The sequence below is a fragment of the Neoroseomonas lacus genome (assembly GCF_014644535.1).
Taxonomy (GTDB): domain Bacteria; phylum Pseudomonadota; class Alphaproteobacteria; order Acetobacterales; family Acetobacteraceae; genus Neoroseomonas; species Neoroseomonas lacus.
In genome coordinates, this window is record NZ_BMKW01000006.1 from 366,226 (window position 1) to 388,333 (window position 22,108).

At 71.5% G+C, this 22,108-nt stretch carries 19 protein-coding genes; 13 read left to right on the forward strand and 6 right to left on the reverse strand.

Translation table 11 applies throughout. From position 1 onward, the window contains the following. The first annotated feature begins 1 nt into the window (after window position 1). A complete protein-coding gene (locus tag IEY36_RS14210; protein ID WP_188967729.1) occupies window positions 2-400 on the forward strand; it encodes a hypothetical protein in 399 nt (132 codons plus the stop codon). 71 nt (window positions 401-471) lie between these two features. On the opposite strand, the gene IEY36_RS14215 is transcribed toward IEY36_RS14210, so the two are convergent. Beyond that, entirely contained in the window at window positions 472-1,236 is a 765-nt protein-coding gene (locus IEY36_RS14215; protein WP_188967730.1) for a 3-ketoacyl-ACP reductase, read from the reverse strand. 208 nt (window positions 1,237-1,444) lie between these two features. Here IEY36_RS14215 and IEY36_RS14220 point away from each other — a divergent pair, with 208 nt between their 5' ends. The 6 genes from IEY36_RS14220 to IEY36_RS14245 all read left to right on the forward strand — a co-directional run bounded on the left by IEY36_RS14220 (window position 1,445) and on the right by IEY36_RS14245 (window position 8,355). Further along, window positions 1,445-2,173 (forward strand): aspartate/glutamate racemase family protein, encoded by a 729-nt coding sequence (locus tag IEY36_RS14220; protein WP_188967731.1) that lies wholly within the window; start codon window positions 1,445-1,447, stop codon window positions 2,171-2,173. A gap of 399 nt (window positions 2,174-2,572) precedes the next feature. Next, on the forward strand, window positions 2,573-2,821 hold the full coding sequence (locus tag IEY36_RS14225) for a DUF6111 family protein (protein ID WP_188967732.1): 249 nt from the start codon (window positions 2,573-2,575) through the stop codon (window positions 2,819-2,821). Further along, entirely contained in the window at window positions 2,818-4,134 is a 1,317-nt protein-coding gene (locus IEY36_RS14230; protein ID WP_229681315.1) for a CCA tRNA nucleotidyltransferase, read from the forward strand. Before IEY36_RS14225 ends, IEY36_RS14230 begins: the two co-directional genes overlap by 4 nt. A 333-nt stretch (window positions 4,135-4,467) precedes the next feature. Further along, window positions 4,468-6,216 carry an ABC transporter ATP-binding protein gene (locus IEY36_RS14235; protein ID WP_188967733.1) on the forward strand — a complete coding sequence of 583 codons (1,749 nt, stop codon included), beginning with the start codon at window positions 4,468-4,470 and terminating at the stop codon, window positions 6,214-6,216. Between the two features lie 346 nt (window positions 6,217-6,562). After that, window positions 6,563-7,714, forward strand: coding sequence for an MFS transporter (locus IEY36_RS14240; RefSeq protein ID WP_188967734.1), 1,152 nt, complete (start codon window positions 6,563-6,565; stop codon window positions 7,712-7,714). Then, complete coding sequence (locus tag IEY36_RS14245) at window positions 7,711-8,355, forward strand: CatB-related O-acetyltransferase (protein ID WP_188967735.1); 645 nt, start codon at window positions 7,711-7,713, stop codon at window positions 8,353-8,355. The genes IEY36_RS14240 and IEY36_RS14245 overlap by 4 nt, the downstream gene beginning before the upstream one ends. Here IEY36_RS14245 and IEY36_RS14250 read toward each other — a convergent pair. The 5 genes from IEY36_RS14250 to IEY36_RS14270 all read right to left on the reverse strand — a co-directional run bounded on the left by IEY36_RS14250 (window position 8,342) and on the right by IEY36_RS14270 (window position 12,986). Then, window positions 8,342-9,013: a tyrosine-protein phosphatase gene (locus IEY36_RS14250; protein ID WP_188967736.1), complete on the reverse strand. Its 672-nt coding sequence runs from the start codon at window positions 9,011-9,013 to the stop codon at window positions 8,342-8,344. The two genes, IEY36_RS14245 and IEY36_RS14250, sit on opposite strands and share 14 nt — an antisense overlap. A 437-nt stretch (window positions 9,014-9,450) precedes the next feature. Further along, the gene (locus IEY36_RS14255) at window positions 9,451-10,425 is read right to left on the reverse strand and encodes a Bug family tripartite tricarboxylate transporter substrate binding protein (RefSeq protein WP_188967737.1); all 975 of its coding nucleotides are present in this window, start codon (window positions 10,423-10,425) and stop codon (window positions 9,451-9,453) included. A 223-nt stretch (window positions 10,426-10,648) separates the two neighbouring features. Then, window positions 10,649-11,155, reverse strand: coding sequence for a hypothetical protein (locus IEY36_RS14260; protein WP_188967738.1), 507 nt, complete (start codon window positions 11,153-11,155; stop codon window positions 10,649-10,651). Window positions 11,156-11,713: 558 nt separating this feature from the next. After that, the gene (locus IEY36_RS14265) at window positions 11,714-12,334 is read right to left on the reverse strand and encodes a CoA pyrophosphatase (RefSeq protein ID WP_229681316.1); all 621 of its coding nucleotides are present in this window, start codon (window positions 12,332-12,334) and stop codon (window positions 11,714-11,716) included. Between the two features lie 76 nt (window positions 12,335-12,410). Further along, a complete protein-coding gene (locus IEY36_RS14270; protein ID WP_229681317.1) occupies window positions 12,411-12,986 on the reverse strand; it encodes a DUF1285 domain-containing protein in 576 nt (191 codons plus the stop codon). A 194-nt stretch (window positions 12,987-13,180) separates the two neighbouring features. Here IEY36_RS14270 and IEY36_RS14275 point away from each other — a divergent pair, with 194 nt between their 5' ends. The 6 genes from IEY36_RS14275 to IEY36_RS14300 all read left to right on the forward strand — a co-directional run bounded on the left by IEY36_RS14275 (window position 13,181) and on the right by IEY36_RS14300 (window position 22,083). Then, window positions 13,181-14,188 carry an AAA family ATPase gene (locus IEY36_RS14275; protein ID WP_188967740.1) on the forward strand — a complete coding sequence of 336 codons (1,008 nt, stop codon included), beginning with the start codon at window positions 13,181-13,183 and terminating at the stop codon, window positions 14,186-14,188. Between the two features lie 307 nt (window positions 14,189-14,495). Further along, entirely contained in the window at window positions 14,496-15,344 is an 849-nt protein-coding gene (locus IEY36_RS14280) for a DUF58 domain-containing protein (protein ID WP_188967741.1), read from the forward strand. Continuing rightward, entirely contained in the window at window positions 15,344-18,085 is a 2,742-nt protein-coding gene (locus IEY36_RS14285) for a DUF4159 domain-containing protein (protein ID WP_188967742.1), read from the forward strand. The genes IEY36_RS14280 and IEY36_RS14285 overlap by 1 nt, the downstream gene beginning before the upstream one ends. A gap of 8 nt (window positions 18,086-18,093) precedes the next feature. After that, window positions 18,094-19,263, forward strand: a complete 1,170-nt coding sequence (locus tag IEY36_RS14290) for a low temperature requirement protein A (RefSeq protein WP_188967743.1) — start codon at window positions 18,094-18,096, stop codon at window positions 19,261-19,263. Then, window positions 19,260-21,344 carry a hypothetical protein gene (locus tag IEY36_RS14295; RefSeq protein WP_188967744.1) on the forward strand — a complete coding sequence of 695 codons (2,085 nt, stop codon included), beginning with the start codon at window positions 19,260-19,262 and terminating at the stop codon, window positions 21,342-21,344. The genes IEY36_RS14290 and IEY36_RS14295 overlap by 4 nt, the downstream gene beginning before the upstream one ends. Window positions 21,345-21,423: 79 nt before the next feature. Continuing rightward, the gene (locus IEY36_RS14300; RefSeq protein WP_188967745.1) at window positions 21,424-22,083 is read left to right on the forward strand and encodes an ankyrin repeat domain-containing protein; all 660 of its coding nucleotides are present in this window, start codon (window positions 21,424-21,426) and stop codon (window positions 22,081-22,083) included. Window positions 22,084-22,108: the final 25 nt, after the last annotated feature.

The following is a 22,108-nucleotide window of genomic DNA, read 5'->3' on the forward strand; positions in this document are numbered from 1 at the left end:
GATGTCGATGCTTCCCCAGACCCCCTTCCTGCGCCTGGCCCTGTCCGCCGATGCGGCGGCAAGCGGGCTGATGGGCCTCGCCTTCGCCGCCGCGCCGGCGGCGATCGGCGCGCTGACGGCGTTGCCGCCCGGGCTGTTGCGGGCGGCGGGGTTGTTCCTGTTGGCCTATGCGGCGGTGATTGCTTGGCTCGCGATGCGCAGCGCCGTGCCGCGGGCGATGCTGTGGCTGCTGGTCGTGGGCAACCTCGTCTGGGCGGTGGAATGTGCCGCGCTGCCGCTGCTCGGCTTCGTCGCGCCGAATGGCTGGGGCATTGCCCTGCTGGCGGTGCAGGCGGTGGCCGTGGCGGTGTTCGCGGAACTGTACGTCATCGCGTTGCGGCGGGTCGCGCGGGCGGCGTGAGAGGTGGGATTGGAGAGGGGCAGAGCCCCTCTCCACGCCCCGGAGCTGCCGCCCGCGTCCTGCCGCGCCCGTCAGAAGCGCGGCATCAGCATCCCGCCATCGATCGGGAAGGAATGCCCGGTCGAATACGGCATCGCCCCGGCCGCCAGCGTCGCCACCGCGCCGCCGATATCCTCGGCTTCGCCCCAGCGGCGGATTGGTGCCAGCCCGGCCTCGATCTGCGCGCCATACTTGTCCCACACGCCGCGCGTCATGTCGGTGCGAATCACGCCGGGCTGAATATCGTAGGTGTTGATGCCGTGTTCGGCGAGCCGCATGGCGAATAGCTTCGCGACCATCGAGACCCCTGCCTTGGACACGCAGTATTCCGCGCGGTTCAGCGAGGCCATCACCGCATTCACCGAGGAGATGAACACCAGCGAGCGATGCCCGCGCACCGGCGCGCCCTCGGCGAGCATCCGCCTGGCCATCGCCTGGCTGAGGAAGAACACCCCGCGCGTATTGATGTCGAGCAGCCGGTCCCATGACTCGGGCGTCGTCTCCAGCATGTCCTGGCGCGTCTGCACCTGCACGCCGGCGACATTGGCCAGGCACTCCAGCCCGCCATAGGCGCCCCAGGCGGCGTCGAGCAGCGCGGCATGCGCCGCGACATTGCCGACATCGGCCAGGATGAAGGTGAAGCGGCCGCCGGCGGCCTCGACCGCGGCGCGGGTCTCCTCGGCGCCCTCGGGTGAGATGTCGGCACCGACCAGGTCGAACCCCTTCTGCGCCAGGGCGACGCAACTCGCGCGGCCGATCCCGCGCCGCGCGCCGGTGACGAGTGCGGCAGGCTTCATTGCTACGTTTTCCCTTTGATGCGGCGGCATGGGGCGATGCGCACCCCGCTCAACACAAGGCCCGCTCCACCATCTGGCGGAGCGGGCCTGCAACCGTTGACCGGTGCCGTTTCCTGGACGTTGCCCCGAACTGAGCGCAGTCATGACACAGTCCGAACACCCTTCCCGTCAACCAGGTAGGTGTGCGGTGCAACAAGGCGGAGCGTCGATGCGGATCCTCGTCGTCAACTCGAATACCACCCCCTCGGTGACCGAACGCATCGGCGCGGCGGCCCGTGCGATGGCCTCGCCGGGCACGGAAATCCTCGCCGTCAGCGCGCCCTTCGGCCTGCCGCTAATCGTGACGCGGGCGGATTGGCTGGTCGCGGGGCCGGCGACGCTCGCCGCGCTGGCGGACCATCGCGGCAGCTATGACGCAGCTGTGATTGCCTGCTTCGGCGATCCGGGGCTCGACGCGGCAAAGGAGCTGCTCGAGGTGCCGGTGCTTGGCATCAGCGAGGCCGCCTTCCACGCCGCCTGCATGCTGGGCCGGCGCTTCGGCGTGGTCTCCTTCACGGCGGCGCTGCGGCCGATGTTCGAGGAATGCCTGGCCCATCACGGCCTCACCGCGCGTTGCGCCGGCTTCCGCATGGGCCCGGCCTTCAGCGGCGACCCCGGCACAGTGGCGGAGGAACGGCTGGAACTGCTCGCTGGCCTCTGCGCCGACAGCGTCGAGCAGGATGGGGCGGAGGCGATCATCCTCGCCGGCGGGCCGTTGGCGGGTCTCGCGCCGCTGTTGCAGCCCCATGTTGCGGTGCCGCTGATCGACGGCACCCAGGCAGCGGTGCGTCTGGCGGAGGCGATGGCCGGTCTCGTGCCGCGCAGCCCGCGCTCGCATCGCGTCCGCGCACTGACCGGCTTCGGCCCGGCGGTCACCAGCCTGTATGCGGCGCGCTGAGCGACCGTTCGGAACGTGCTTGGCCGGTGGAACCGAAAGGGGCTCTGCCCCTCTCGGACTCACCCCACCAAAGGCCTAAGGGCCATTGGAAACCGATACTTGGCGCCTTGCGCCACGGTCAGGATGGGCGCCGGGATCCGTCCTCGCGCACCAGGCGCGCTCAGGATGCGCTCCACGCACGGTGCCAGAATGCGGCATTCCAAATGCCCCGGGCATTTGGCGGGGTGGCTTGGAGGGGCGGCGCCTCTCCAGCCTTCGCCACCGCCTGTCACCGCGACGGTACCGGCATCGGCTGCCGGGTGGGGCTGGCGCCGGGCGTCTCGAACGCGCGCTGATGCGTCATCCGCGCTATCCTCACAATCCCGGCACGAAAGCCCCGGGGCTGCGCCACGGAGTTACATGCCCTATCTGGTCGAGACCCTGCTGTTCCTGTTGCCCTTCGCCGCCTATGGGCTGTGGCGACGGATGAACCCGCGGACGGAACCGAGCACCATCCTGCTCATCCTCGCGGCGGTGGGCGCCGCGCTGACGATCGGTGGCGGGCTCTGGTACGGCGAATTGCGCAGCCTGCCGCCCGGCGCGACCTATGTGCCCGCGCAACTCGAGGGCGGTCACATCGAGCCCGGCCATGCGGAACGTCCCCGGTGAATGACGCGCCGGGAGTGCCGATCCGCCGCCCCGCCTTCCTGGACGAGCCGGCCGTCGCCGCGGTGCTTGCGGCGCTGCCCGGCGCGCGCGCGGTCGGCGGCTGCGTGCGCGATGCGTTGGCGGCACGGACCTCGGCCGATGTCGATGTCGCCGCACCCTTCACGCCTGAGGAGATCTCCGCCCGTCTGCGCGCCGCCGGGCTCAAGGTGTTCGAGACCGGCCTTGCTCATGGCACCGTGACCGCGGTGAAGGCCCACCAGCCTGTCGAGGTCACCGCACTGCGCCGCGACGTGTTGACCGATGGCCGCCACGCCGTGGTCGAATGGACGACGGATTGGCATGAGGACGCGGCGCGGCGCGATTTCACCATCAACGCCATGTCGCTCACGCCCGAGGGCATGCTGTTCGATTATTTCGGTGGCCGGGCTGACCTCGCGGCGGGGCTCGTGCGCTTCGTCGGCGATGCCGATACGCGCCTGGCCGAGGATTACCTGCGCGCCCTACGATTTTTCCGCTTCCAGGCGCGCTACGGCCGGGGCGCGCCGGATGCGGCGGCGGTGGCGGCGATCGGCCGGGCGGTGCCGGGCCTCGCGCGGCTTTCGGCCGAACGGGTCTGGATGGAGCTGAAGCGTATCCTCGCCGTGCCCGACCCGGTGGCGACGCTGGCGCTGATGGCCGCGACAGGCGTGCTTGGCGCGATGCTGCCGGAGGCGCGGCCGCCGGGGCTGGTGCCGCGTCTTGTGGCGATCGGTGCGCCGGCCGAGGCGATGTTGCGCCTATCCGGGTTGCTGGCGGGCAGCGGCGCGGCGACCGGCCGCCTGTCCCGCCGGCTGCGCTTCTCGGGCAGCGAGGCCGCCCTGCTGGACGCCCTGCTCGGCGGCACCGAGGGCGAGGGATCGAACCTGTTTCGCCTCGCCCCCACCCTGGCGGGCGCAGATCTGCGCCGCGTGCTGACACAGGCCGACCAGCGTTGGCGCGGCGTCGATGCCACGGCGCTGTTGCTGGCGCGGTCCTGGCTGGCGCAGGCCTTGCCGCGCGAGGATTGGGCCATGCCCGGGACCTGGTCCGGTGAGGCTGCCGCGTGGGATGCCCTGCGCGCGCGCATCGCCGCAGAGCCCGTGCCGATGTTCCCGCTGGCGGGGCGGGATGCCTTGGCGCTGGGCCTTGCGGCCGGCCCGGCGATCGGGATTGCGCTCGATGCGGTGCGGCAGTGGTGGGTAGCGCGTGGCTGCGGCGATGACCTCGAGGCCTGCCGCGCAGAGCTGCGCCGGCGCCTGTCGGCGGATGGCGGCGGGGCCGCACTCGGGGGATGAGTGGGGGATCCGGCCCCGCCGCGTTTACCGGAACGAAACAAGAACTAGCATGACGCCACGACAGGTTTCAAGAGGGATGATGTGACAGTTGATGCGATGCCGGTCTGGCGGCGCCCGCTGGTCGGCCATGCGGCGCGCAGGCCGAATACGCCTCCGTGAACCCGGGCGCAGGGTGCAAGGCGTTGCACTTTATGGCGGTCAAGCAAGGCATTCGACACTTCTGCGGAGCGGACATCCTCGCGCGACCGGGTGATTCCCCGCAGGCGCCATTGCTCGGCCCGTCCAGCCAGACCCCGGATACCGTCGCCGCCCATTCCGGGCTATCCCGCGACCATGGCCAAAGCCCTCGACACCTCCGCCCGCGCCTTGCTGCTCCGCCTATGGCACGACCATCTGGCGGGGCATCGGCGCGGCATCCTCATCGCGCTGGCCTGCACGCTTGGCGTGGCGGCCAGCACGGCGCTGTATCCGGTGGTCATCCAGCAATCCTTCGACCGCTACACCGAGGGCCGGCATGACTGGCTGTGGCTGGTGCCGGTCGTCATCATCGCGGTCACCTCGCTGAAGGCGGCGGCGCAGTTCGGCCAGGCGGTAGCGATTCAATCCGTCGTGCTGCGGGTCATCGAAGGGCTGCAGAACGACCTGTTCCGGGCGTTGACGCGCGCCGACCTCGCCGCCGTGGCGCGCGAGGCGCCGGCCCGCCACGCCGCCCGCTTCACCACCGATGCGGCGCTGATCCGCGAGGCGCTCACCAAGTCGATCAACGCCGTCGCCGATGCGCTGACGCTGGTCGGGCTGGTCGCCTCGATGGTGTGGCTCGACTGGCAGATGTCGCTGGTGGGTGGGCTGCTCTACCCGATCGCGGTGCTGCCGATCCTGAAGTTGGGCAAGCGCATCCGGCGCGCCTCGGGCGGCATGCAGGAACGCGTGGGCGAGGCGGCGGCGGCGTTGACGGAATCCTTCGGTGCCGCCCGCGTGGTGCGCGCCTATCGGCTGGAGGCGGCCGAGGAGGCCCGTGCCGCCGGCCTCTTCGCCCGCCTGCGGGAGAGCCTGTATCACATCGCCCGTACCCGCGCTTCGCTCGACCCGATGCTGGAGGCGCTGGGCGGCTTCGCCGTCGCGGCGGTGCTCGTGTTCGTCGGCTGGCGCGTCGCCTCCGGGGCGGGGACGGTCGGTGAATTCACCGGCTTCGTCGCGGCGCTGCTGATTGCCTCGCGCCCGGCGCGCGCGCTGGGCTCGCTCAATTCGGCGCTGCAGGAAGGCCTGGCCGGGCTGTCGCGCGTCTATGGCGTGGTGGATGTGCCGCGGCGGATCACCGACGCGCCGGACGCTGCGCCGCTGCCGCCTGGCCATGGTCGCGTCGAATTCGCCGGCGTCGGCTTCACTTATGAGGGCGTGCCGGATGCGGCGCTGGCGGGGCTGAGTTTCACTGCCGAACCGGGGCAGACCATCGCGCTGGTCGGGCCGTCGGGTGCCGGCAAATCCACCGCCATCGCCCTGGTGCCGCGGCTGTATGACGCGACGGCAGGCGCCGTGCTGGTCGATGGGGCCGACATCCGTGCGGTGACCATCGCCTCGCTGCGCGACGCCATCGCCTATGTCGGCCAGGACGCGACGATCTTCGACGACACCGCGCTGGCCAACATCGCCTGCGGCCGGCCCGACGCGACCCGCGCCGAGGTCGAGGAAGCCGCCCGCGCCGCTGCCGCGCATGACTTCATCGCCGCCCTGGCCAATGGGTATGACACGCCGCTGGGGTCGGGCGGGTCGCGGCTGTCGGGTGGGCAGCGACAGCGCATCGCGCTCGCCCGCGCCCTGCTGCGCAATCCGCGCATCCTGTTGCTGGACGAGGCGACCAGCGCGCTCGATGCCGAGAACGAGGCGCTGGTGCAGCAGGCGTTGGCCCGGCTGCGCGCCGGGCGCACCACGCTGGTGATCGCCCACCGGCTGGCGACGGTGCGGGACGCCGACCGGATCGTCGTGATGGAACAGGGGCGCGCCGTCGAGCAGGGGGACCATGCGGCGCTGATGGCGCAGGACGGGCTCTATGCCCGGCTGGTGCGGACGCAGGCATTTGGGTGAGGGGCAGCCTCAGTCGGGACGAGCCGGAGAGGGGCTTTGCTCCTCTCCGGACCACACCCCACCAAGGGCCTAAGGGCCTTTGGAAACCTCCATCTGGCGCCGGGCGGCAAGGTCAATCCCGGCCCGCATCGGGCAGTTCGGGCGCAGGAGCGGCTTTGGGCACCCATCCCGGTAATGGGGCACGAAGCCAACAGATGGCATTCCAAAGCGCACTGCCCGATGGGTCACCATTGGCGTCGCGTCGCAACGTCAATGGGTTTCACGGCGGGGTGGCTTGGAAGGGCGGCGCCCCACCAATCTCCGCCCCACACCATCGGGCGTCGCCCAACGGAACCCGAACTGACCGATGACCAACCGCTGGGCCGAACTCGCCATCCTCGCCGCCGCGCGCGTCGCCATGGGCGCGCAGTTTCAGGTGGTCGGCGCGCTGGGACCCTTGCTGATCGGCTCCCTCGCGGCGGATTGGGCACAGCTTGGCACGCTGATCGGCGCCTATTCCGCCTCGGGTGTGCTGGTCGCGCTGCCGGCGGGGCTGGTGATGGCGCGCCTTGGCGACCGGGCGGTGCTGCTGCTCGGCGTCGGGCTGATGGCGTTGGGCGGCATCGTGCTGGCCTTGGCCGGCGGCTTCGGGATGGCCATGGCCGGGCGGCTGGTCTCGGGCATCGGCGGAGCGCTGCTGGCGATCGCTTGTGCCAAGATGGTGCTGGACCGTTTCTCCGGCCCCGCGCTGTCGCCCGCGCTGGGGATGATGCTGGTGGCCTGGCCCAGCGGGATCGGCCTTTCGCTGATCATCCTGCCGTTGCTTGGGGCGGATTGGCGCGGCGGGCTGTGGCTCTCGGCAGCGGTCTGTGCAGGCTCCTTCGTGCCGCTGTGGTTCGCCTTACCGAAGGGGGCGGGTGCCGGCGCGGCGCCGGCGCGGCGGGGCGGGCTGTTGCGCAGCGAGTGGGGGCCGCTGCTCTCGGCCGGTGCGATCTGGGGCTTCTACAACGCGGCCTTCGTCGTCGCGCTGGGCTTCACCCCGGCGGTGCTGGTCTCGCGCGGCTGGACCAGCGAGGCGGCCGGTGGCGTCACCTCGCTGATCAGCTTCGGCATCCTGCCCCTGTTGCCGATGGGTGGTGCGCTCGCCGAACGGATGGGGCGGCCCATCCTGGTCACCGTCGGCTGCATGCTGGCGATGGCGGGCTGCCTGGTCGCGGTGGTGGCGGGGCTCGCGCCGTGGCCGTGGCTGCTGGCCTTTGGCGTGCTGGCAGCACCGCCGGCCTCGCTGGTCATGGCCATGGTCGGGCGCGCGCTCTCGGCGCCGAGCCGCGCCTTCGGCATGGGGGTGCATTACACGCTGTTTTATGGCGCGCTCGCCGCGCTGCCGCCGCTGGCGGGGCTGGCGCGCGACGTCACTGGCGCGCCTGCGGCACCGCTATGGGCGGCGGTGGTGTTTCTCGCCATCGCGCTCGCCGCCGTGCCGGTCTATCTGAGGCTGGCATCGAGGAAACCCGCATGAGCGCCCCGCCCGATCCCGACGCGCTGTATCCGGTGCCGGGCGATACCGGGACGGTGCTGCTCAAGCCCCTGCTGGCGCTGTACCCGGATGTCAGAAACGTCACCGCCGGGGACTATTCCTACTATCACGATCATGAGGACCCGCTGCGCTTCCTCGAACGCTGCGTACGGTACAATTTCGGCTTCGGGTCGCTCTCGATCGGGCGGTATTGCGCCATCGCCCATCGCGCGACCTTCCTGATGCCCGGGGCGAACCACGCCATCGCGGGGCCTTCGACCTTTCCCTTCGGTATTCTCGGCGGGTCCTTCGCCGAGGCGCTGCCGCTGGATGACTATCCCTGGCGGGGCGGCGGGCCGACCACGGTCGGGCATGATGTCTGGCTGGGCACGGAATGCATGGTGCTGCCGGGCGTCACCATCGGCCATGGCGCCATCATCGGCGCGCGGGCGGTCGTCACGCGCGACGTGCCGCCCTATGCCGTCGTCGCGGGCAATCCGGCGCAGGTGATGAAGATGCGTTTCTCGGCGTTGGAGATCGACCGCCTGCTCGAGGTCGCCTGGTGGGACTGGCCGGCCGAGCGGGTCGCCCGCGCCATCCCGGCGCTGGCCACCGGGAGCGTCGCCGCGCTCATTCGCGCCTGAGCACGCCATCCACCAGGCGGTCGGCCCAGGGGGTGCTCCGGAAGGAAGCCCGAAGGGCGTCTTCCGAATAATCCTCGCGCAGCCAGTCGAGGAAGGGCTTCGGGCCGTGCGTCGCCTCGAATTCGGCAAAGCTGCGGAAGAAGGCGTCGAGGATGCCGGTCCTGGCCGCCGCTACGTGGCCGTGGCGGAGCGAGAGCTGCGCCATCGCCTGTTCCACCGGCCGGCCCTGGCACAGCAGCCAGATGCCGGCGGCAAGCCCGGTGCGGTCGGCGCCGGATTTGCAGTGCATCAACGCCGGCTCGTCCATGCGGGCAAAGATGCCGGCCAGGCGCAGCACGCGGTCCTTGTGCGGGGCGCCGCGGGATTCCAGCGGTGCGTCGATGTGTTCGAGGCCGAGTTCCGCCGCTGCCTCCCGGCCCAGTACGTCCGAGCCGCAATCCGCCCGATGGCCGCGCAGGTTGATGAGGGTGCGGATGCCGTGGCGGCGCACCGCCTGCTTCAATTGCCACGGCGTCGGGTGGTTCGAGCGGTACAGCCGGCCGCTTTCGACCACGCCCCAGTTGCGCCAGCCCAGGCGCAGCAGCGCATGGTCGACGAACAGGGAATTGAGCCAGGCGGCGCGTCGGCCGTTCGGCGCGGTCAGGTCGGGGGCGGACATCGCGACGGTGTATGGGGCTTCCGATGGCGTTTGTTGAGGGCCGGACTGGCCGATTGGCAGGCGACTGTTACTTTAGGATTTTAAGATTCTAGGACTCTAACGCCCGCGGGCGGCGCATCGGCGCGGGAGTGACGCTGATGCTTGGAACATATCAGGAACGATGGATTCAGTCCAGTGTTGCCTGCAGGCGCGACCTTCGAGAGAGGGTTTGCCCCAGAGGTGTGAACCTGACCGGCGCTTGCGGCCTTGGAGAAGGGCTCTGCCCCATAGGTACGAACCTAGGTGGCGTTTGCGACCGTGGAGAGGGGCGAAGCTCCTCTCCAGTGCAACCTTCGCGCCGATGGCGAAGGCCCTTCCGTTGGCGGCCATCGCCCTCCGGAACGGACCTCCGGCAGGGTAGCGGAACGGCGCAACGCTCCCGCTCCGCCAATTGCCGGCTACTCGACGCGGGCGCCGGAGATGCGCACCGCTTCAACCCAGGCGGGCCGGTCCTGGTCGGCGCGTTCGACCATCTGTTGCGGCGTCGTCCACATTGCCAGGGCGCCGACGCGCAGGAAGCGGTCCTTCACTTCTTGCTGCGCGACGATCTGGCGGAGCGCGCCGCTGATCCGCTCGATCACCGCCGGCGGCGTGCCGGTGGGGAAGACGAAGCCCTGCCAGGAGGTCAGCACGAAGTTCGGCAGCCCAGCCTCGGCCATGGTCGGGATGTCGGTCATGGTCGGCCAGCGTTCGGGCGTGGTCACGCCGAGGGCGCGCATCTGCCCGCCCGTGATGGTCGGCACGTAGGAGGCGAGGTTGTCGAGCGCGAAATCCACATCGCCCGACAGGATGGCCGGCACGGTCTGCGCCGCGCCGCGGAACGGGACATGGGTGCCCTCGATGCCGGTGCGCGCGCAGAACAGCGCGCCCGACAGATGCGGCGTGGTGCCCACCCCCGGCGAGCCATAGGTGATGCCGTTCGGCCGGGCCTTCGCCCAGGTGATGAATCCGGCAAGCGTCTTCGCCGGGTTCTTTTCAGCGGCGACCACCGCGACGTTCGGCAGGTCCCATGCGACGCCGACCGGCATCAGGTCCTTCACCGGGTCGTAGGCGAGGCGGGCGTAGAGCACGGGGTTGATGCACAGGTGCCCGACCGAGGCGATGCCCATGGTGTAGCCGTCGGCGGGCGACTTCGCGACGGCGTCGAGGCCTATATTGCCGCCCGCACCGGCGCGGTTTTCCACCACGAAGGGCTGGCCGAGGATGGGCGCGAGCTGCTCGGCGTACAGGCGCACCAGCACGTCGGTCGAGCCGCCCGGCGGCCAGGGCACGATGACGCGGACGGGACGGTTCGGCCAGGCGCCCTGGGCATGGACGGCCGGGGCGGCGAGCAGGCCGGCGCCAGCAGCCAGAAGGGTACGGCGAGTGGTCATTGGATGATCTTCTCCCGGGAATGGTTGCCCTCCGGATATCGCGCATTGACCCTCAAGGCCAGATGAAGCCCGGCTGTTGCGCGGCCGGTTCCGTCAGCGGCAGAGCATTTTCCGATCGGACGGCACGGCCCGCACCCCCGCCCGGCCACCCATACGGGATACTGTCGTTGGGTGGCCGGGCGGGGGTGCGGGCCGTGCCGCTCCAGCGTCAGCGGAACATGATCTAGCGGTCGCGCTTCGCCTGGGCGTTGCGCACGAATTGCGACACGCGGCCGATCTCGCGCGGGTCGGTGCGCAGGATGCGCTTGCGGCTTGGCTTGGCGTGCATGCCGGTGCCAGGCGTATCGCCGCCGCCCGGGTGCGGCGCGGCAGCGGCGCGCTTGCGGGCCAGGACCTCGCGCAGCGCGGCGGTGTGCCAGGCGCGGCGGGCCTGGCCGTGGAGCACGTCGAGCCGGTGGTTCACCCGCTTGAGCGCGGCGGCGAAGACCTGCTTGCGGCGCGCCAGCGCGACATCGTTGCCGGCGGCGGCGCGAGGTTCGCCCTTGCCGCGGCGGGCACGGCGATTGGCGTGCACCATGCCGCGCAGCCGGTCGCGTTGCTCGCGCAGCGTGCGCGCCAGGGTGAGCACTTCCTCGGCCGGCAATTCGCCCAGGGCAGGGTAGTGGCTCGGCGCGACGGTGGCGAAGTCATCGCGCAGAAGGCGACGCTCGGCGGCGATGCTGGTGGCCATCGGTTCCTCCGGTTTTCTGTTTGTCATGATCTGGTGGCGCGAGATGACGATGCTAGGGCGGTGGGCCGGCCTTGGGACGCCGGGCGCGACGGGGGCACCCGCGGACAATGCCGGTCCGGCGTCGTTCCTATGCCGGTTGCTGAAGGATCGTTGGCGAAGACGGATGGACGGGGCCGCCCCATAGGCGCGAACCTACCGGCACCTGCGGCCTTGGAGTGGGGCTCGGCCTCTCTCCAAACCTCATACCGCCCATGGGAGCCGATCGGCCGAAGGGCCCATGGACACCTCGAATTGGTGCCGGGCGCGGCTGCCTGGCCAGCAAGAAGAAGTCGCAGCGGGCACAACGCCCGGCAAGTCGCTGGGTACCGGGCACGGTCCGCGCTCAGGTCTGAGCAACCTCCGCCTCGCCCGGCGCCAGGTATCGGTTTCCAAAGGCCCCGGGCCTTTGGTGGGGTGAGCACGAGAGGCGCAAGGCCCCTCTCAGTTCCACAGCCCAAGTTTCGGTCCCGCTGGCATGAGGACGCTTTCCGCGTCACGTCCGACAGGCCGGAACGGGCTCTAATCCTGCGCTCGCAGCACCGCCGAGAGCGTCACGAGCATCGAGGCGGTGGCGCCCCAGATGTAATGCCGCTCATGCGGCCAGACCCAGAATTCGCGCATCCGGCCGCGGAATTCCTGGCGGCGCAGCTCGGGGGCCGCGGGGTCGAGCAATTGCGCCAGCGGGTATTCAAAGGCCTCGTCGACCTCCTCGGGCTGGTTGCTCAGCGTGAAGGGCGGGCGCAGCAGCGCCACCACGGGCGTGACCAGGTACCCGGTGCCGGTCAGCAGCGTCGGCAGGCGGCCGAGGATCTCCGGCACGGCGGGGTCGAGGCCGACTTCCTCCTGCGCCTCGCGCAGGGCGGCCTGTTCGGGGCTCTCGCCGGGTTCGGTACGGCCGCCGGGGAAGGAGACCTGGCCGGCATGCGAATTAAGTCTGGCCGAGCGCAAGGTCAGCAGCACGGTCGGGTCGTCATGCATCACCAGCGGCACCAGCACAGCGGCCTCGACGTTGCGGCCGCCGCTGCGCGCGGCGCGGGCGAGGTCCTCCTCCGGGGAGGGGCGGTCGCGCGGGATGCTCGCGGGGTCGGCCAGCCGCGCCCGCAGCAGCGCGGGGTTGAGCCGCAAGGTGGTGGCGCTCACGTCATGGCCCCCGCATCGGTGTGTCGCGCGCCGGATCGCCCGCGGCGGTGCGGGCGATGCACGAAGCGGGCCGCATTCAATCCGCCGCCATGTCGAGCGTCGGCATCTCATCGATCGGGAAGAACGTGCCTTCGCTCCAGACGCCAAGCACCTCGCGCCCTTCCAGCATCTCGGATTCGGCGAGCGCCACCAGCTCGTAGAATACCGGGCGGCTGATGCGGGCCTCGAGGCCGGGGCGGACCGTGATGTAGGGGCGCGGTTCGCGCGTTTTCGGGCAGAGCTGCACGCGGATCGGGTGCCGCGCATCGGCGGTGACCATCTCGTCGAGGTTGGTGCGGAAGGTCAGGCATTGCTGCGGCACGCCGCCGCCGCAGTCGCAATCGCGCCAGAACAGTTCGACGGCGACGAAGGGGGCGTCCTCCACCTCGATCCGGCCGCGTTCGACCGGGGTCTCCAGCCAATAGGCGCCGTCATTGCCTCGCTTGAGGATGGAGGCGAACAGGCAGACCATCGGCTTTCGCTGAATCGCGCTGCCCTTGTAGTACCAGGTGCCGTCGCGGCCGATTCGGATGGCGTAGTCGCCGCATTCCTGCCGCGCCCGGGCGAGCACGGTGCCGGCGGGCGGCACGCAGCCGGCCGGCTGTCGTGGCACGCATCCTGCTCCCATCTCGCCAGCGATCTTCGGGGGGTTGTTCGGTTCCATGCTCTGGACGGTGTTTTCCATGCCGTGGACGGTCATTGCGTTTCGTCGCCCTTGCACTCAGCGTGGCCGATGCGAGCTAATTCCATTCGGGATCGCGTCGGCCGACGCGCCTCCGCCTCTGTCATATAGGGAGCCCAGCCCGCATGAGTGAAGTGGCCGAGACGACACAGGACCCATCCGTCCTCGTGGCGGAGGTTGAAGCGCTCGGGGACCGCCTGGCGCGGGTGCGCGAAGCGATCGGCCGGGTCATCTTCGGCCAGGAGCTGGTGGTCGAGCGCGTGCTGATCACCCTGCTCTCGGGCGGGCACGTGCTGCTGGTGGGCGTGCCGGGGCTGGGCAAGACCAAGCTGGTCGATACGCTCGGCACCGTGCTGGGGCTCGACCCGCGCCGCGTGCAGTTCACGCCCGACCTGATGCCGGCCGACATATTGGGCTCGGAAGTGCTGGAGGAGGGCGCCGACGGCAAGCGTGCCTTCCGCTTCATCAAGGGGCCGATCTTCTGCCAGCTGCTGATGGCCGACGAGATCAACCGCGCCTCGCCGCGCACCCAATCCGCGCTGCTGCAGGCGATGCAGGAACATCGCGTCGCGATCGGCGGCGAGATCCACACCCTGCCGACGCCGTTCCATGTGCTCGCGACGCAGAACCCGATCGAGCAGGAAGGCACCTATCCGCTGCCCGAGGCTCAGCTCGACCGCTTCCTGCTGGAAGTGGAGGTCGGCTACCCGGACGAGGCGGCCGAGCGCGCCATGCTGCTGGCCACCACGGGGGCGCGCGAGGCGCGGCCGGTGCAGGCGATGTCGGGCGCCGAACTGCTTGCCGCGCAGGCACTGATCCGCCGCATTCCGGTCGGCGAGCAGGTGCTCGAGGCCATCCTGAAGCTGGTGCGTGGGGCGCGGCCGGAGACATCGGGGCTCGATACGGTGCGCAAGCATCTCGCCTGGGGGCCCGGGCCGCGCGCGGCGCAGGCGCTGATGCTCGCGACGCGCGCGCGGGCGCTGCTGGACGGGCGGCTGGCGCCGAGCGTGGACGACGTGATCGCGCTCGCCGAGCCGGTGCTGCGGCACCGCATGGCGCTGACCTTCGCGGCGCGGGCGGATGGCGTGCGGATCAGCGACGTGATCGAGGCGCTGAAGGACAGCCTGGGGTGATGGGGGTGGTGGTACCGGGCGCGTTGGAGAGGGGCGCTGCCCCTCTCCAAACCTCACCCCGCCAAAGGCCTAAGGGCCTCTGGACACCATTGTCGGGAGTTGGGCGCGGTGGGTCCGACGGGAATGGAAGGTTGCGTTGCGCCCAGTGCCAGGATCCATGCCTGGTGTCGGGCACATCGTGTGTTCCGCCGCTGCGAAACCCACCTGGCCGCCCAACACCAGGTATTGGTGTCCAGAGGCCTTTAGGCCTTTGGTTGGGGTGGTCCGGAGGGGGCAAAGCCCTCTCCGATCCTACCGGCGCCGACTCATGACCGTCATCCCCATCCCCTGGGCTGAGGCCCTCGGCGCCACGCTCCCGCCGCTCGTCGTGCAGGCCGAGCGCGTGGCCTCGACCGTGATGCAGGGTGTCCATGGCCGGCGCCGGCCGGGGCAGGGCGATGCTTTCTGGCAATTCCGTCCGTATCTGCCTGGAGATTCGGCATCGCAGGTCGATTGGCGGCAATCGGCGAAGTCCGACCGGTTGTTCGTGCGCGAGACGGAATGGGAAGCGGCGCAGACGGTGGCCGTATGGTGCCAAGCCGATGCCGCCATGGATTGGCGCAGCGACGCCATGTTGCCGACCAAGCAGGTGCGGGCGGAATTGCTGGTGCTGGCGCTCTCGGCGTTGCTGTTTCGGGGCGGCGAGCGGGTTCGATTGTTCGGCCTGCCGCGCGCCTTTGCCGGGCGCGGGGCGCTGGCGAGCCTGGCGCAATCGCTCCCGCGACAGGCGGCGCTGGCGGAGGATGCGCGGATTCCGCGCCATGCACGGGCGGTGCTGATCGGGGATTTCCTCGCGCCGCTGGAGGAGACGCGGCGTGTCGTCGCGCAACTGGCGGCGGGCGCGGTGCGGGGCCATCTGTTGCAGGTGCTCGACCCTGCCGAGGAAACCTTGCCCTTTACCGGGCGCGTCCGCTTCCACGCCCTCGATGCGGCCGAGGAGGCGCTGGTGCCGCGCGTCGAGGGCGTGCGCGCGCTGTATGAGGAACGCCTGGCGCGGCATCGGGAAGGGCTGGCGGCGCTGGCCGCGGCCTCGGGCTGGTCCTTCGCCACGCATCGCACCGATCAGCCGCCGGAGACCGCCTTGCTGGCCCTGCATCGACGGTTGGCGCCCGGCTGATGTGGCAGCTTGGTCCCCTCGCTTTCGCGGTGCCTTGGCTGTTGCTGGCGCTGCCGGCGCTGCCGGTGTTGTGGTGGCTGCTGCGGGTCAGCCCGCCGGCGCCGAGGACGCAATCCTTCCCGGCCATCCGCCTGCTGCGCGACCTGCCACCGAATGAGGAGACGCCGCATCGCACGCCGTGGTGGCTGCTGCTGCTGCGCATGGTCGCCGCCGGTCTGCTGATCCTGGGGCTGGCGCGGCCGGTGTGGCAGCCGGGCGGCGGCGGGGGTGGCTCGGGGCCGCTGCTGGTGGTGGTCGACAATGGCTGGGCCGCCGCGCCGGATTGGCCGGCGCGCATGGCCGCGGCCGGGGCGGCGCTGGAGGCTGCGTCGCGCGAGGGGCGGCGCGTCGCGGTGTTGGCGACGGCGGCGCCGGATACCGGGGAGCCGGTCGCCGCGACCGGGCTGATGCCGGCCGAGGAGGCGCGGGCACGGCTCGCCGCGCTGCGGCCGCGCGCCTGGGCGCCGGACCGGGTCGCGGCGCTGGCCGCGCTGGGGGATTTCCGCCGGGCCCATCCGGGCGCCTTCGCCACGCTGTATGTCGCCGATGGGGTGGAGCATGCGGCGGAGGGCGATGCCTTCACCCCGCTGGTGGCAGCGCTGGCGGAGGCGGGGCCGCTGACCCTGGCGCGGGCCGAGGCGCAGCCGGCGCGCATGCTGCCGCCGCCGCGTGCCGAGGCCGACCGGCTGATGGTGCGCGTGTTGCAGGTGCCGGCGACGGTGGCGACCGAGGCGACCGTGTTGGCGCGCACCGGCGATGGGCGGGCGATCGCGTCCGCCACCATTCCGATCCTGGCGGGGGCGAGCAGCGCCGAGGCGGCGCTCGACCTGCCGATCGAGATCCGCAACCAGGTGGTGCGGCTGGATCTGGAGCCCGAGGCGGGGGCGGCCGGCACCGTGCTGCTCGATGAACGGTTCCGGCGCCGGCCGGTGGGGATTTCGGCGGCGGTGGAGACCTCGGCCGAGGCGCCGCTGACCGGGGATCTGTTCTATCTGGAACGCGCGCTGGGGCCCTATGCCGAGATACGGCGCGGGTCGCCGGAGCAGTTGCTGTCGCGACAGCTCGCGGTGCTGATCCTGGCCGATCGGGAGGTGCCCGAGGGGCGCGAGCGTGAGGCGCTGGCGCGCTGGGTCGAGCAGGGCGGCATGCTGATCCGCTTTGCCGGGCCGCGGCTCGCCGAGCGGCCGGACCCGCTGTTACCGGTGGCGCTGCGGGCGGGGGAACGGCAATTGGGTGGCGCGCTGTCGTGGGACCGGCCGCAGGTGCTGGCACCCTTCCCGGAGGGCTCGCCCTTTGCCGGGCTGGCGCCGCCGGCCGAGGTCACGGTGGAACGACAGGTGCTGGCGGAGCCCTCGCCGCAGTTGAGCGAACGGTCCTGGGCGCGGCTGGCCGATGGCACGCCGCTGGTGACCGAGGTGGCGCGCGGGCAGGGGCGCATCGTGCTGTTCCATGTCACCGCCAATGCGGAATGGTCGAACCTGCCGCTGTCGGGGCTGTTCGTGGACATGCTGCGGCGGCTGGTCGCGCTGTCGGCCGGGGTGCGGGGGGCGGAGAGCGACGCGCCGCTGGCGCCGCTCGAGATTCTCGATGGGTTTGGGCGGTTGGGGGCAGCGACGCCGGCCGCGGCGCCGATTCCGGCCAACCAGGTGGAAGCGACTACCGCCTCGCCGCGCCATCCGCCGGGCTGGTACGGCTCGGCCGGGCAGGCGGAGGAGGCCGCCTGGCGGCGCGCGCTGAACCTCTCGGCGCATCTGCCGCCGCCGCGCGCCGCCGCCGCGCCACCTGCCGGCGCGCGGGTCGAGGCGATCGGCGGGGTGCCGGCGGAACGTGACCTCGGGCCGTGGATGCTGGCGGCGGCGCTGTTGCTGCTGGCGGTCGACCTGCTGGTGTCGCTCGGGCAGCGGGGGCTGGTGGGCAGGCATTGGTCGCGCGGGGCGCGGGCGGCAGGGCTTGCTGCGCTGCTGCTGGCCGCTGCGCCGGCGCGGGCGGAGGAGAACGCCGTCGTCGCGTCCAATGCGACGCATCTCGCCTATGTCGTTACGGGCGATGCGCAGGTGGATGAGATTTCCCGCATGGGGTTGGCGGGGCTGTCGGATTTCATGAACCGCCGCACCGCGGCCGCGTTGGCCGAGCCCATCGCGGTGGTGCCGGGGCGCGACGACCTGTCCTTCTATCCGCTGCTGTACTGGCCGGTGCTCGCCGAGGCGCCGCAGCCCGATGCGGCGGCCGTCGCCGCGCTCAACACCTTCATGCGCAATGGCGGGATCATCCTGCTCGACACCCGCGACGAGGGCTCGGGGGAGGGCATGAACCCCGGCGCGCGGGCGGCGCTGCGGCGGGTGACGCGCGACCTCGCCATCCCGCCGCTGGCGCCGGTCGCCGAAGACCATGTGCTGCGGCGCGCCTTCTATCTGCTGCAGGAGCTGCCGGGGCGTTTCAGCGGCGGGCAGGTCTGGGCGGCGCGCGACCAGGACCGCGCCAATGACAGCGTCTCCCCGGTGATCATCGGCGGGCATGACTGGGCGGCGGGCTGGGCGATGGATGCGCGCGGGCAGAACCCCTTCGCCACCATCCCCGGCGGGGCGCGGCAGCGCGTGCTCGCCTATCGCTTCGGGACGAACCTCGTGATGTACGCGCTGACCGGCAACTACAAGGGCGACCAGGTGCATGTGCCGGCGATCCTGGAAAGGCTCGGCAATTGAACGACGCGATGCCTTCGATCTCCCTGCTGCGCGAGCGCCAGCCGCACGGGCATGCGCGCGTTACCTATGTCGAGCTGTTCTTCGACCTGGTCTTCGTCTTCGTCATCACCCAGCTGTCGCACGGGCTGGCGCATCACCTCGACCTGCATACGGCCGTGCAGATGCTGGTGCTGTTCGTCGCGCTGTGGTGCACCTGGATCAACACCAGCTGGGTGACCAACTGGTTCGATCCGGAGCGGCTGCGGACGCGGCTGATGCTGTTCGCGATGATGTTCGTGGGTCTCGTTGCGGCGAGCACCATTCCGGCAGCCTATGGTGCCACTGGCTTGGTCTTCGCCTGCGCCTATGTGGCGCTGGAAGCGGGGCGCTTCGGCTGGGCGCTGTGGATGACCCCCGCGGAGAATCTCGCGCTGCGCCGCAACTTCCAGCGCATCCTGGTGTGGGTGGGCATGGCCGCGCCCTTCTGGATCCTGGGCGGGCTGCTGCCTGGCGATGCGCGGCTGGCCTGCTGGGCCGTCGCGGTGGCGGTCTGGGTGGCCGGGCCGATACTGCGCTTTCCCGTGCCGGGCCTGGGCGCCTCCTCGACCCGGGATTGGGACATCGATGGTGCGCATTTCGCCGAACGTTGCGCGCTGTTCGTCATCATAGCGCTTGGCGAGAGCATCCTGGTCACCGGTGCGACCGCCGCCGAGTTGCCGACCAACCTCGCGAACCTGACCGCCTTCGCGGTCGCCTTCATCGGCAGCATCGCGATGTGGTGGGTGTATTTCCACATCGGCGAATCGCGCGGCACGCGGCTGATCACCCAGAATGACGACCCGGGGCGGATCGCACGCATCGGCTACACCTATCTCCACGCCCCGATCGTCGCGGGCATCGTGCTGACCGCCGTGGCTGACGACGTGCTGCTGAAGCATGCGGGCGACAGGGCGGGTGTGGCAGGGACGGCGGCGCTGCTCGGCGGGCCGGTGCTCTTTCTGCTCGGCCTCGCTCTGTTCAAGCGGCTCAACCTCGGGCACCTGCCGCTGTCGCATCTGGTTGGGCTCGGGCTGCTGGCGGTGCTGGCATTGGTCGGGCGCGAGATGTCGGTGCTCGCACTCGGCACGGCCGCGGCGGCAACGCTGGTGCTGGTCGCGGCGTGGGAGCATGTTTCGCTCGGCCGGGCGCGCGCCGTATGACCCACAGCGTCGCCGGTATCGATTTCGCGCCTGTCCTGCCGCTCTGGCTGCTGGGTGTCGCGCTGGCTTTGGCGTTGCTGGCGCTGGTCCCGGCGGTCTGGCGGCGGGCACGCGGCGTGGTCTGGCGCGCCGTCACCTTCGCGCTGATCCTGCTGGCGTTGGCCAATCCGCGCCTCGTCGAGGAAACGCGCGAATCCCGGCCCGACATCGCGCTGCTGGTGGTGGACCAGAGCGATTCCGCCCGCATCGGCAACCGCGCCGAGCAGATCGAGGCGGCGCGGCGCGAGATCGAGGCCCGGGCGGGCCGGCTGCCCGACCTCGAATTGCGGACGGTCGAGGTGCCGGAGGCCGGCAACCAGGGCACCCGGCTGTTCACCGCGACGGAGCGCGCCCTGGCGGAAATTCCGCGCGCGCGGCTGGCCGGCGTGATCGCGCTGACGGATGGGCAGGCGCATGACATCCCAGCCGCCTCGCCGATCGACGCGCCGTTCCACGCGCTGATGCCGGGCCGCGCCGGGGAGACCGACCGCCGGCTGCGCGTCATCGAGGCGCCGGGCTTCGGCATCGTCGGGCGGGAGGTCGAGATCCGCGTCGCGGTGGATGACCTCGGCGTGGCGAACCCGACCGGGGCGGCGCGGCTGACCATCCGCCGCGATGGCGAGGCGGCGCGTAGCGAATCCGTGCCGGTGGGGCGCGACCATCGCATCACCGTCCCGATCCAGCGCGGCGGGCCGACGGTGGTGGAGATCGAGGCGGAGGCACGGCCGGGCGAGGTGAGCACGCTCAACAATCGCCAGGTTGTGACCATCAACGGCGTGCGGGACCGGCTGCGGGTGCTGCTGGTCTCGGGCGAGCCGCATCCGGGGGAGCGCACTTGGCGGCGGCTGCTCAAGGCCGACCCGAATGTCGACCTGGTGCATTTCACCATCCTGCGGCCGCCGGAGAAGGACGATTTGACGCCGTTGAACGAGCTCGCGCTGATCGCCTTCCCGGTGCGCGAGCTGTTCCAGGTGAAGCTGCGCGACTTCGACCTGATCGTGTTCGACCGGTTCTCCAATCGCGGCATCCTGCCGGCGGCGTATCTGCGCAATATCGCCGATTACGTGCGCGGCGGCGGGGCGTTGCTGATGAGCACCGGGCCGGAATTCAGCGGGCCGACCTCGCTGGCGCTGACGCCGTTGGGCGGCGTGCTGCCCGCGCGGCCCTCGGGGCGGCAGAACATCGTCGGCGAGGGGGAATTCCGCCCGCGCGTCTCCGAGCTTGGCTTCCGCCACCCCGTCACCGAGGGGTTGGCCGGCGCCAATTCCGAGCAGGCGGCGGCGACATGGGGCCGCTGGTATCGCTGGCTGCGCGCCGACCAGCGCAGCGGCAGCACCATTATGGAAGGCCCGGACGGCGCGCCGCTGATGATCCTCGACCGGGTTGGCGAGGGGCGGGTGGCGCTGTTGCTGTCCGACCATATCTGGCTGTGGTCGCGCGGGCATGATGGCGGCGGGCCGCAGCAGGAAGTGCTGCGCCGTGTCGCGCATTGGCTGATGCGCGAGACGGAGCTGGAGGAGGAGGACCTCTCGGCGCGCATCGAGGCCGGGCGGCTGACCGTCACGCGGCGCAGCCTCGATACCGCGGCGCCGCCGGAGATCACGGTCACGGCGCCGGATGGCACGGTGACGCGGGCCATGCCGGAAGCCGCCGGCGGGGGGCGGGCGGTGCTGGGCATGCCGGCTGCCATGCCGGGCGTGTGGCATGCGAGCGACGGGCGGCGGACGGCCTTCGCCGCCTCGGCCGCGACCAATCCGCTGGAAGTGGCCGACCTGCGTTCGGACCCGGCCCGGCTGCGGCCGTTGCTGAGCGGGACGGGCGGGGTGGCGCGGTATATGGGTGATGGCGCGGTGCCGGCGGTGCCGGAATTGCGGCGGGTGGCGCCGGGCCGCGACGTGGCGGGAGCGGGGTGGATCGGCCTACGGCGCAATGGGGACCACACGGTCACCGGCATCAGCGCGATTCCCCTGTTGCCGGCCTGGCTGGCCCTGGCGCTGGTGCTTGGGGCGGCGCTGATGGCCTGGCGGCGGGAGGGGCGGTAGCCGTTCCGCGCCGGCGGGTTTGGCGGCGGCGCACCATCGCGTGATTTCACGCGGCGGCAAACTGTTCTACATGGGCAGCATGCGACGCATCCTTTTCCTGGCGCCCCTCATGGTAACGCTGTTGCCGGGACAGCCCTTCGGGCCGTCGCCGGCCCTCGCGCAATTCGCCGGCCCGGCGCTGGATACGCCACGGCCGGGGGGCGGTTCCCGGCCGCCGCCGGCGCTGCCGGGCCTGGCCGCGCGCCAGGCGCCTCAGCCGATCCCGGGCGACCCCAATGCCAATCTGTCGCCGACGGCGGCGTTGTTCGACGCGATCAACCGCGGCGACCTGCCGGCGGCGCGCGATGCGGTGAGCCGGGGCGCCAGCCTCGAGGAACGCAATGTGCTGGGCCTGACGGCGATCGATGCGGCGGTCGACCAGGGGCGCAACGAGATCATGTTCTTCCTGCTCTCGGCCCGTGGCGCGAACCGGCCGCAGCAGACACCGGACGCTTCGCTGTCCCCGGCGCAGCGTGCCGCGCGCGACCGTGCGGCGGCGGCGGAGGCGGAACGCTCGGCTCGGGCGGCGGCGGCGGCGCTGGGTGGCGGGCGCGGGGCGCCGCGCGGGCCGGCGCCGGTCACCAAGCCGCGACTGTTCGCCAATGATGGTGGCGCGCCTCGGCCGGAGATGGGCTTCCTCGGCTTCGATGCCGGGCGCGAGTCGGGGGCCGGGCAGGCGCGCGGCGGGCGCCGCGGGTAGCAGCGTCAGGGGCGGCGCCGGGAGC

Coding starts and splice junctions, on each gene's coding strand:
- IEY36_RS14210 (WP_188967729.1), top strand. CDS start 2: ATGTCGATGCTTCCCCAGACCCCCTTCCTGCGCCTGGCCCTGTCCGCC.
- IEY36_RS14215 (WP_188967730.1), bottom strand. CDS start 1,236: ATGAAGCCTGCCGCACTCGTCACCGGCGCGCGGCGCGGGATCGGCCGC.
- IEY36_RS14220 (WP_188967731.1), top strand. CDS start 1,445: ATGCGGATCCTCGTCGTCAACTCGAATACCACCCCCTCGGTGACCGAA.
- IEY36_RS14225 (WP_188967732.1), top strand. CDS start 2,573: ATGCCCTATCTGGTCGAGACCCTGCTGTTCCTGTTGCCCTTCGCCGCC.
- IEY36_RS14235 (WP_188967733.1), top strand. CDS start 4,468: ATGGCCAAAGCCCTCGACACCTCCGCCCGCGCCTTGCTGCTCCGCCTA.
- IEY36_RS14240 (WP_188967734.1), top strand. CDS start 6,563: ATGACCAACCGCTGGGCCGAACTCGCCATCCTCGCCGCCGCGCGCGTC.
- IEY36_RS14245 (WP_188967735.1), top strand. CDS start 7,711: ATGAGCGCCCCGCCCGATCCCGACGCGCTGTATCCGGTGCCGGGCGAT.
- IEY36_RS14250 (WP_188967736.1), bottom strand. CDS start 9,013: ATGTCCGCCCCCGACCTGACCGCGCCGAACGGCCGACGCGCCGCCTGG.
- IEY36_RS14255 (WP_188967737.1), bottom strand. CDS start 10,425: ATGACCACTCGCCGTACCCTTCTGGCTGCTGGCGCCGGCCTGCTCGCC.
- IEY36_RS14260 (WP_188967738.1), bottom strand. CDS start 11,155: ATGGCCACCAGCATCGCCGCCGAGCGTCGCCTTCTGCGCGATGACTTC.
- IEY36_RS14275 (WP_188967740.1), top strand. CDS start 13,181: ATGAGTGAAGTGGCCGAGACGACACAGGACCCATCCGTCCTCGTGGCG.
- IEY36_RS14280 (WP_188967741.1), top strand. CDS start 14,496: ATGACCGTCATCCCCATCCCCTGGGCTGAGGCCCTCGGCGCCACGCTC.
- IEY36_RS14285 (WP_188967742.1), top strand. CDS start 15,344: ATGTGGCAGCTTGGTCCCCTCGCTTTCGCGGTGCCTTGGCTGTTGCTG.
- IEY36_RS14290 (WP_188967743.1), top strand. CDS start 18,094: ATGCCTTCGATCTCCCTGCTGCGCGAGCGCCAGCCGCACGGGCATGCG.
- IEY36_RS14295 (WP_188967744.1), top strand. CDS start 19,260: ATGACCCACAGCGTCGCCGGTATCGATTTCGCGCCTGTCCTGCCGCTC.
- IEY36_RS14300 (WP_188967745.1), top strand. CDS start 21,424: ATGCGACGCATCCTTTTCCTGGCGCCCCTCATGGTAACGCTGTTGCCG.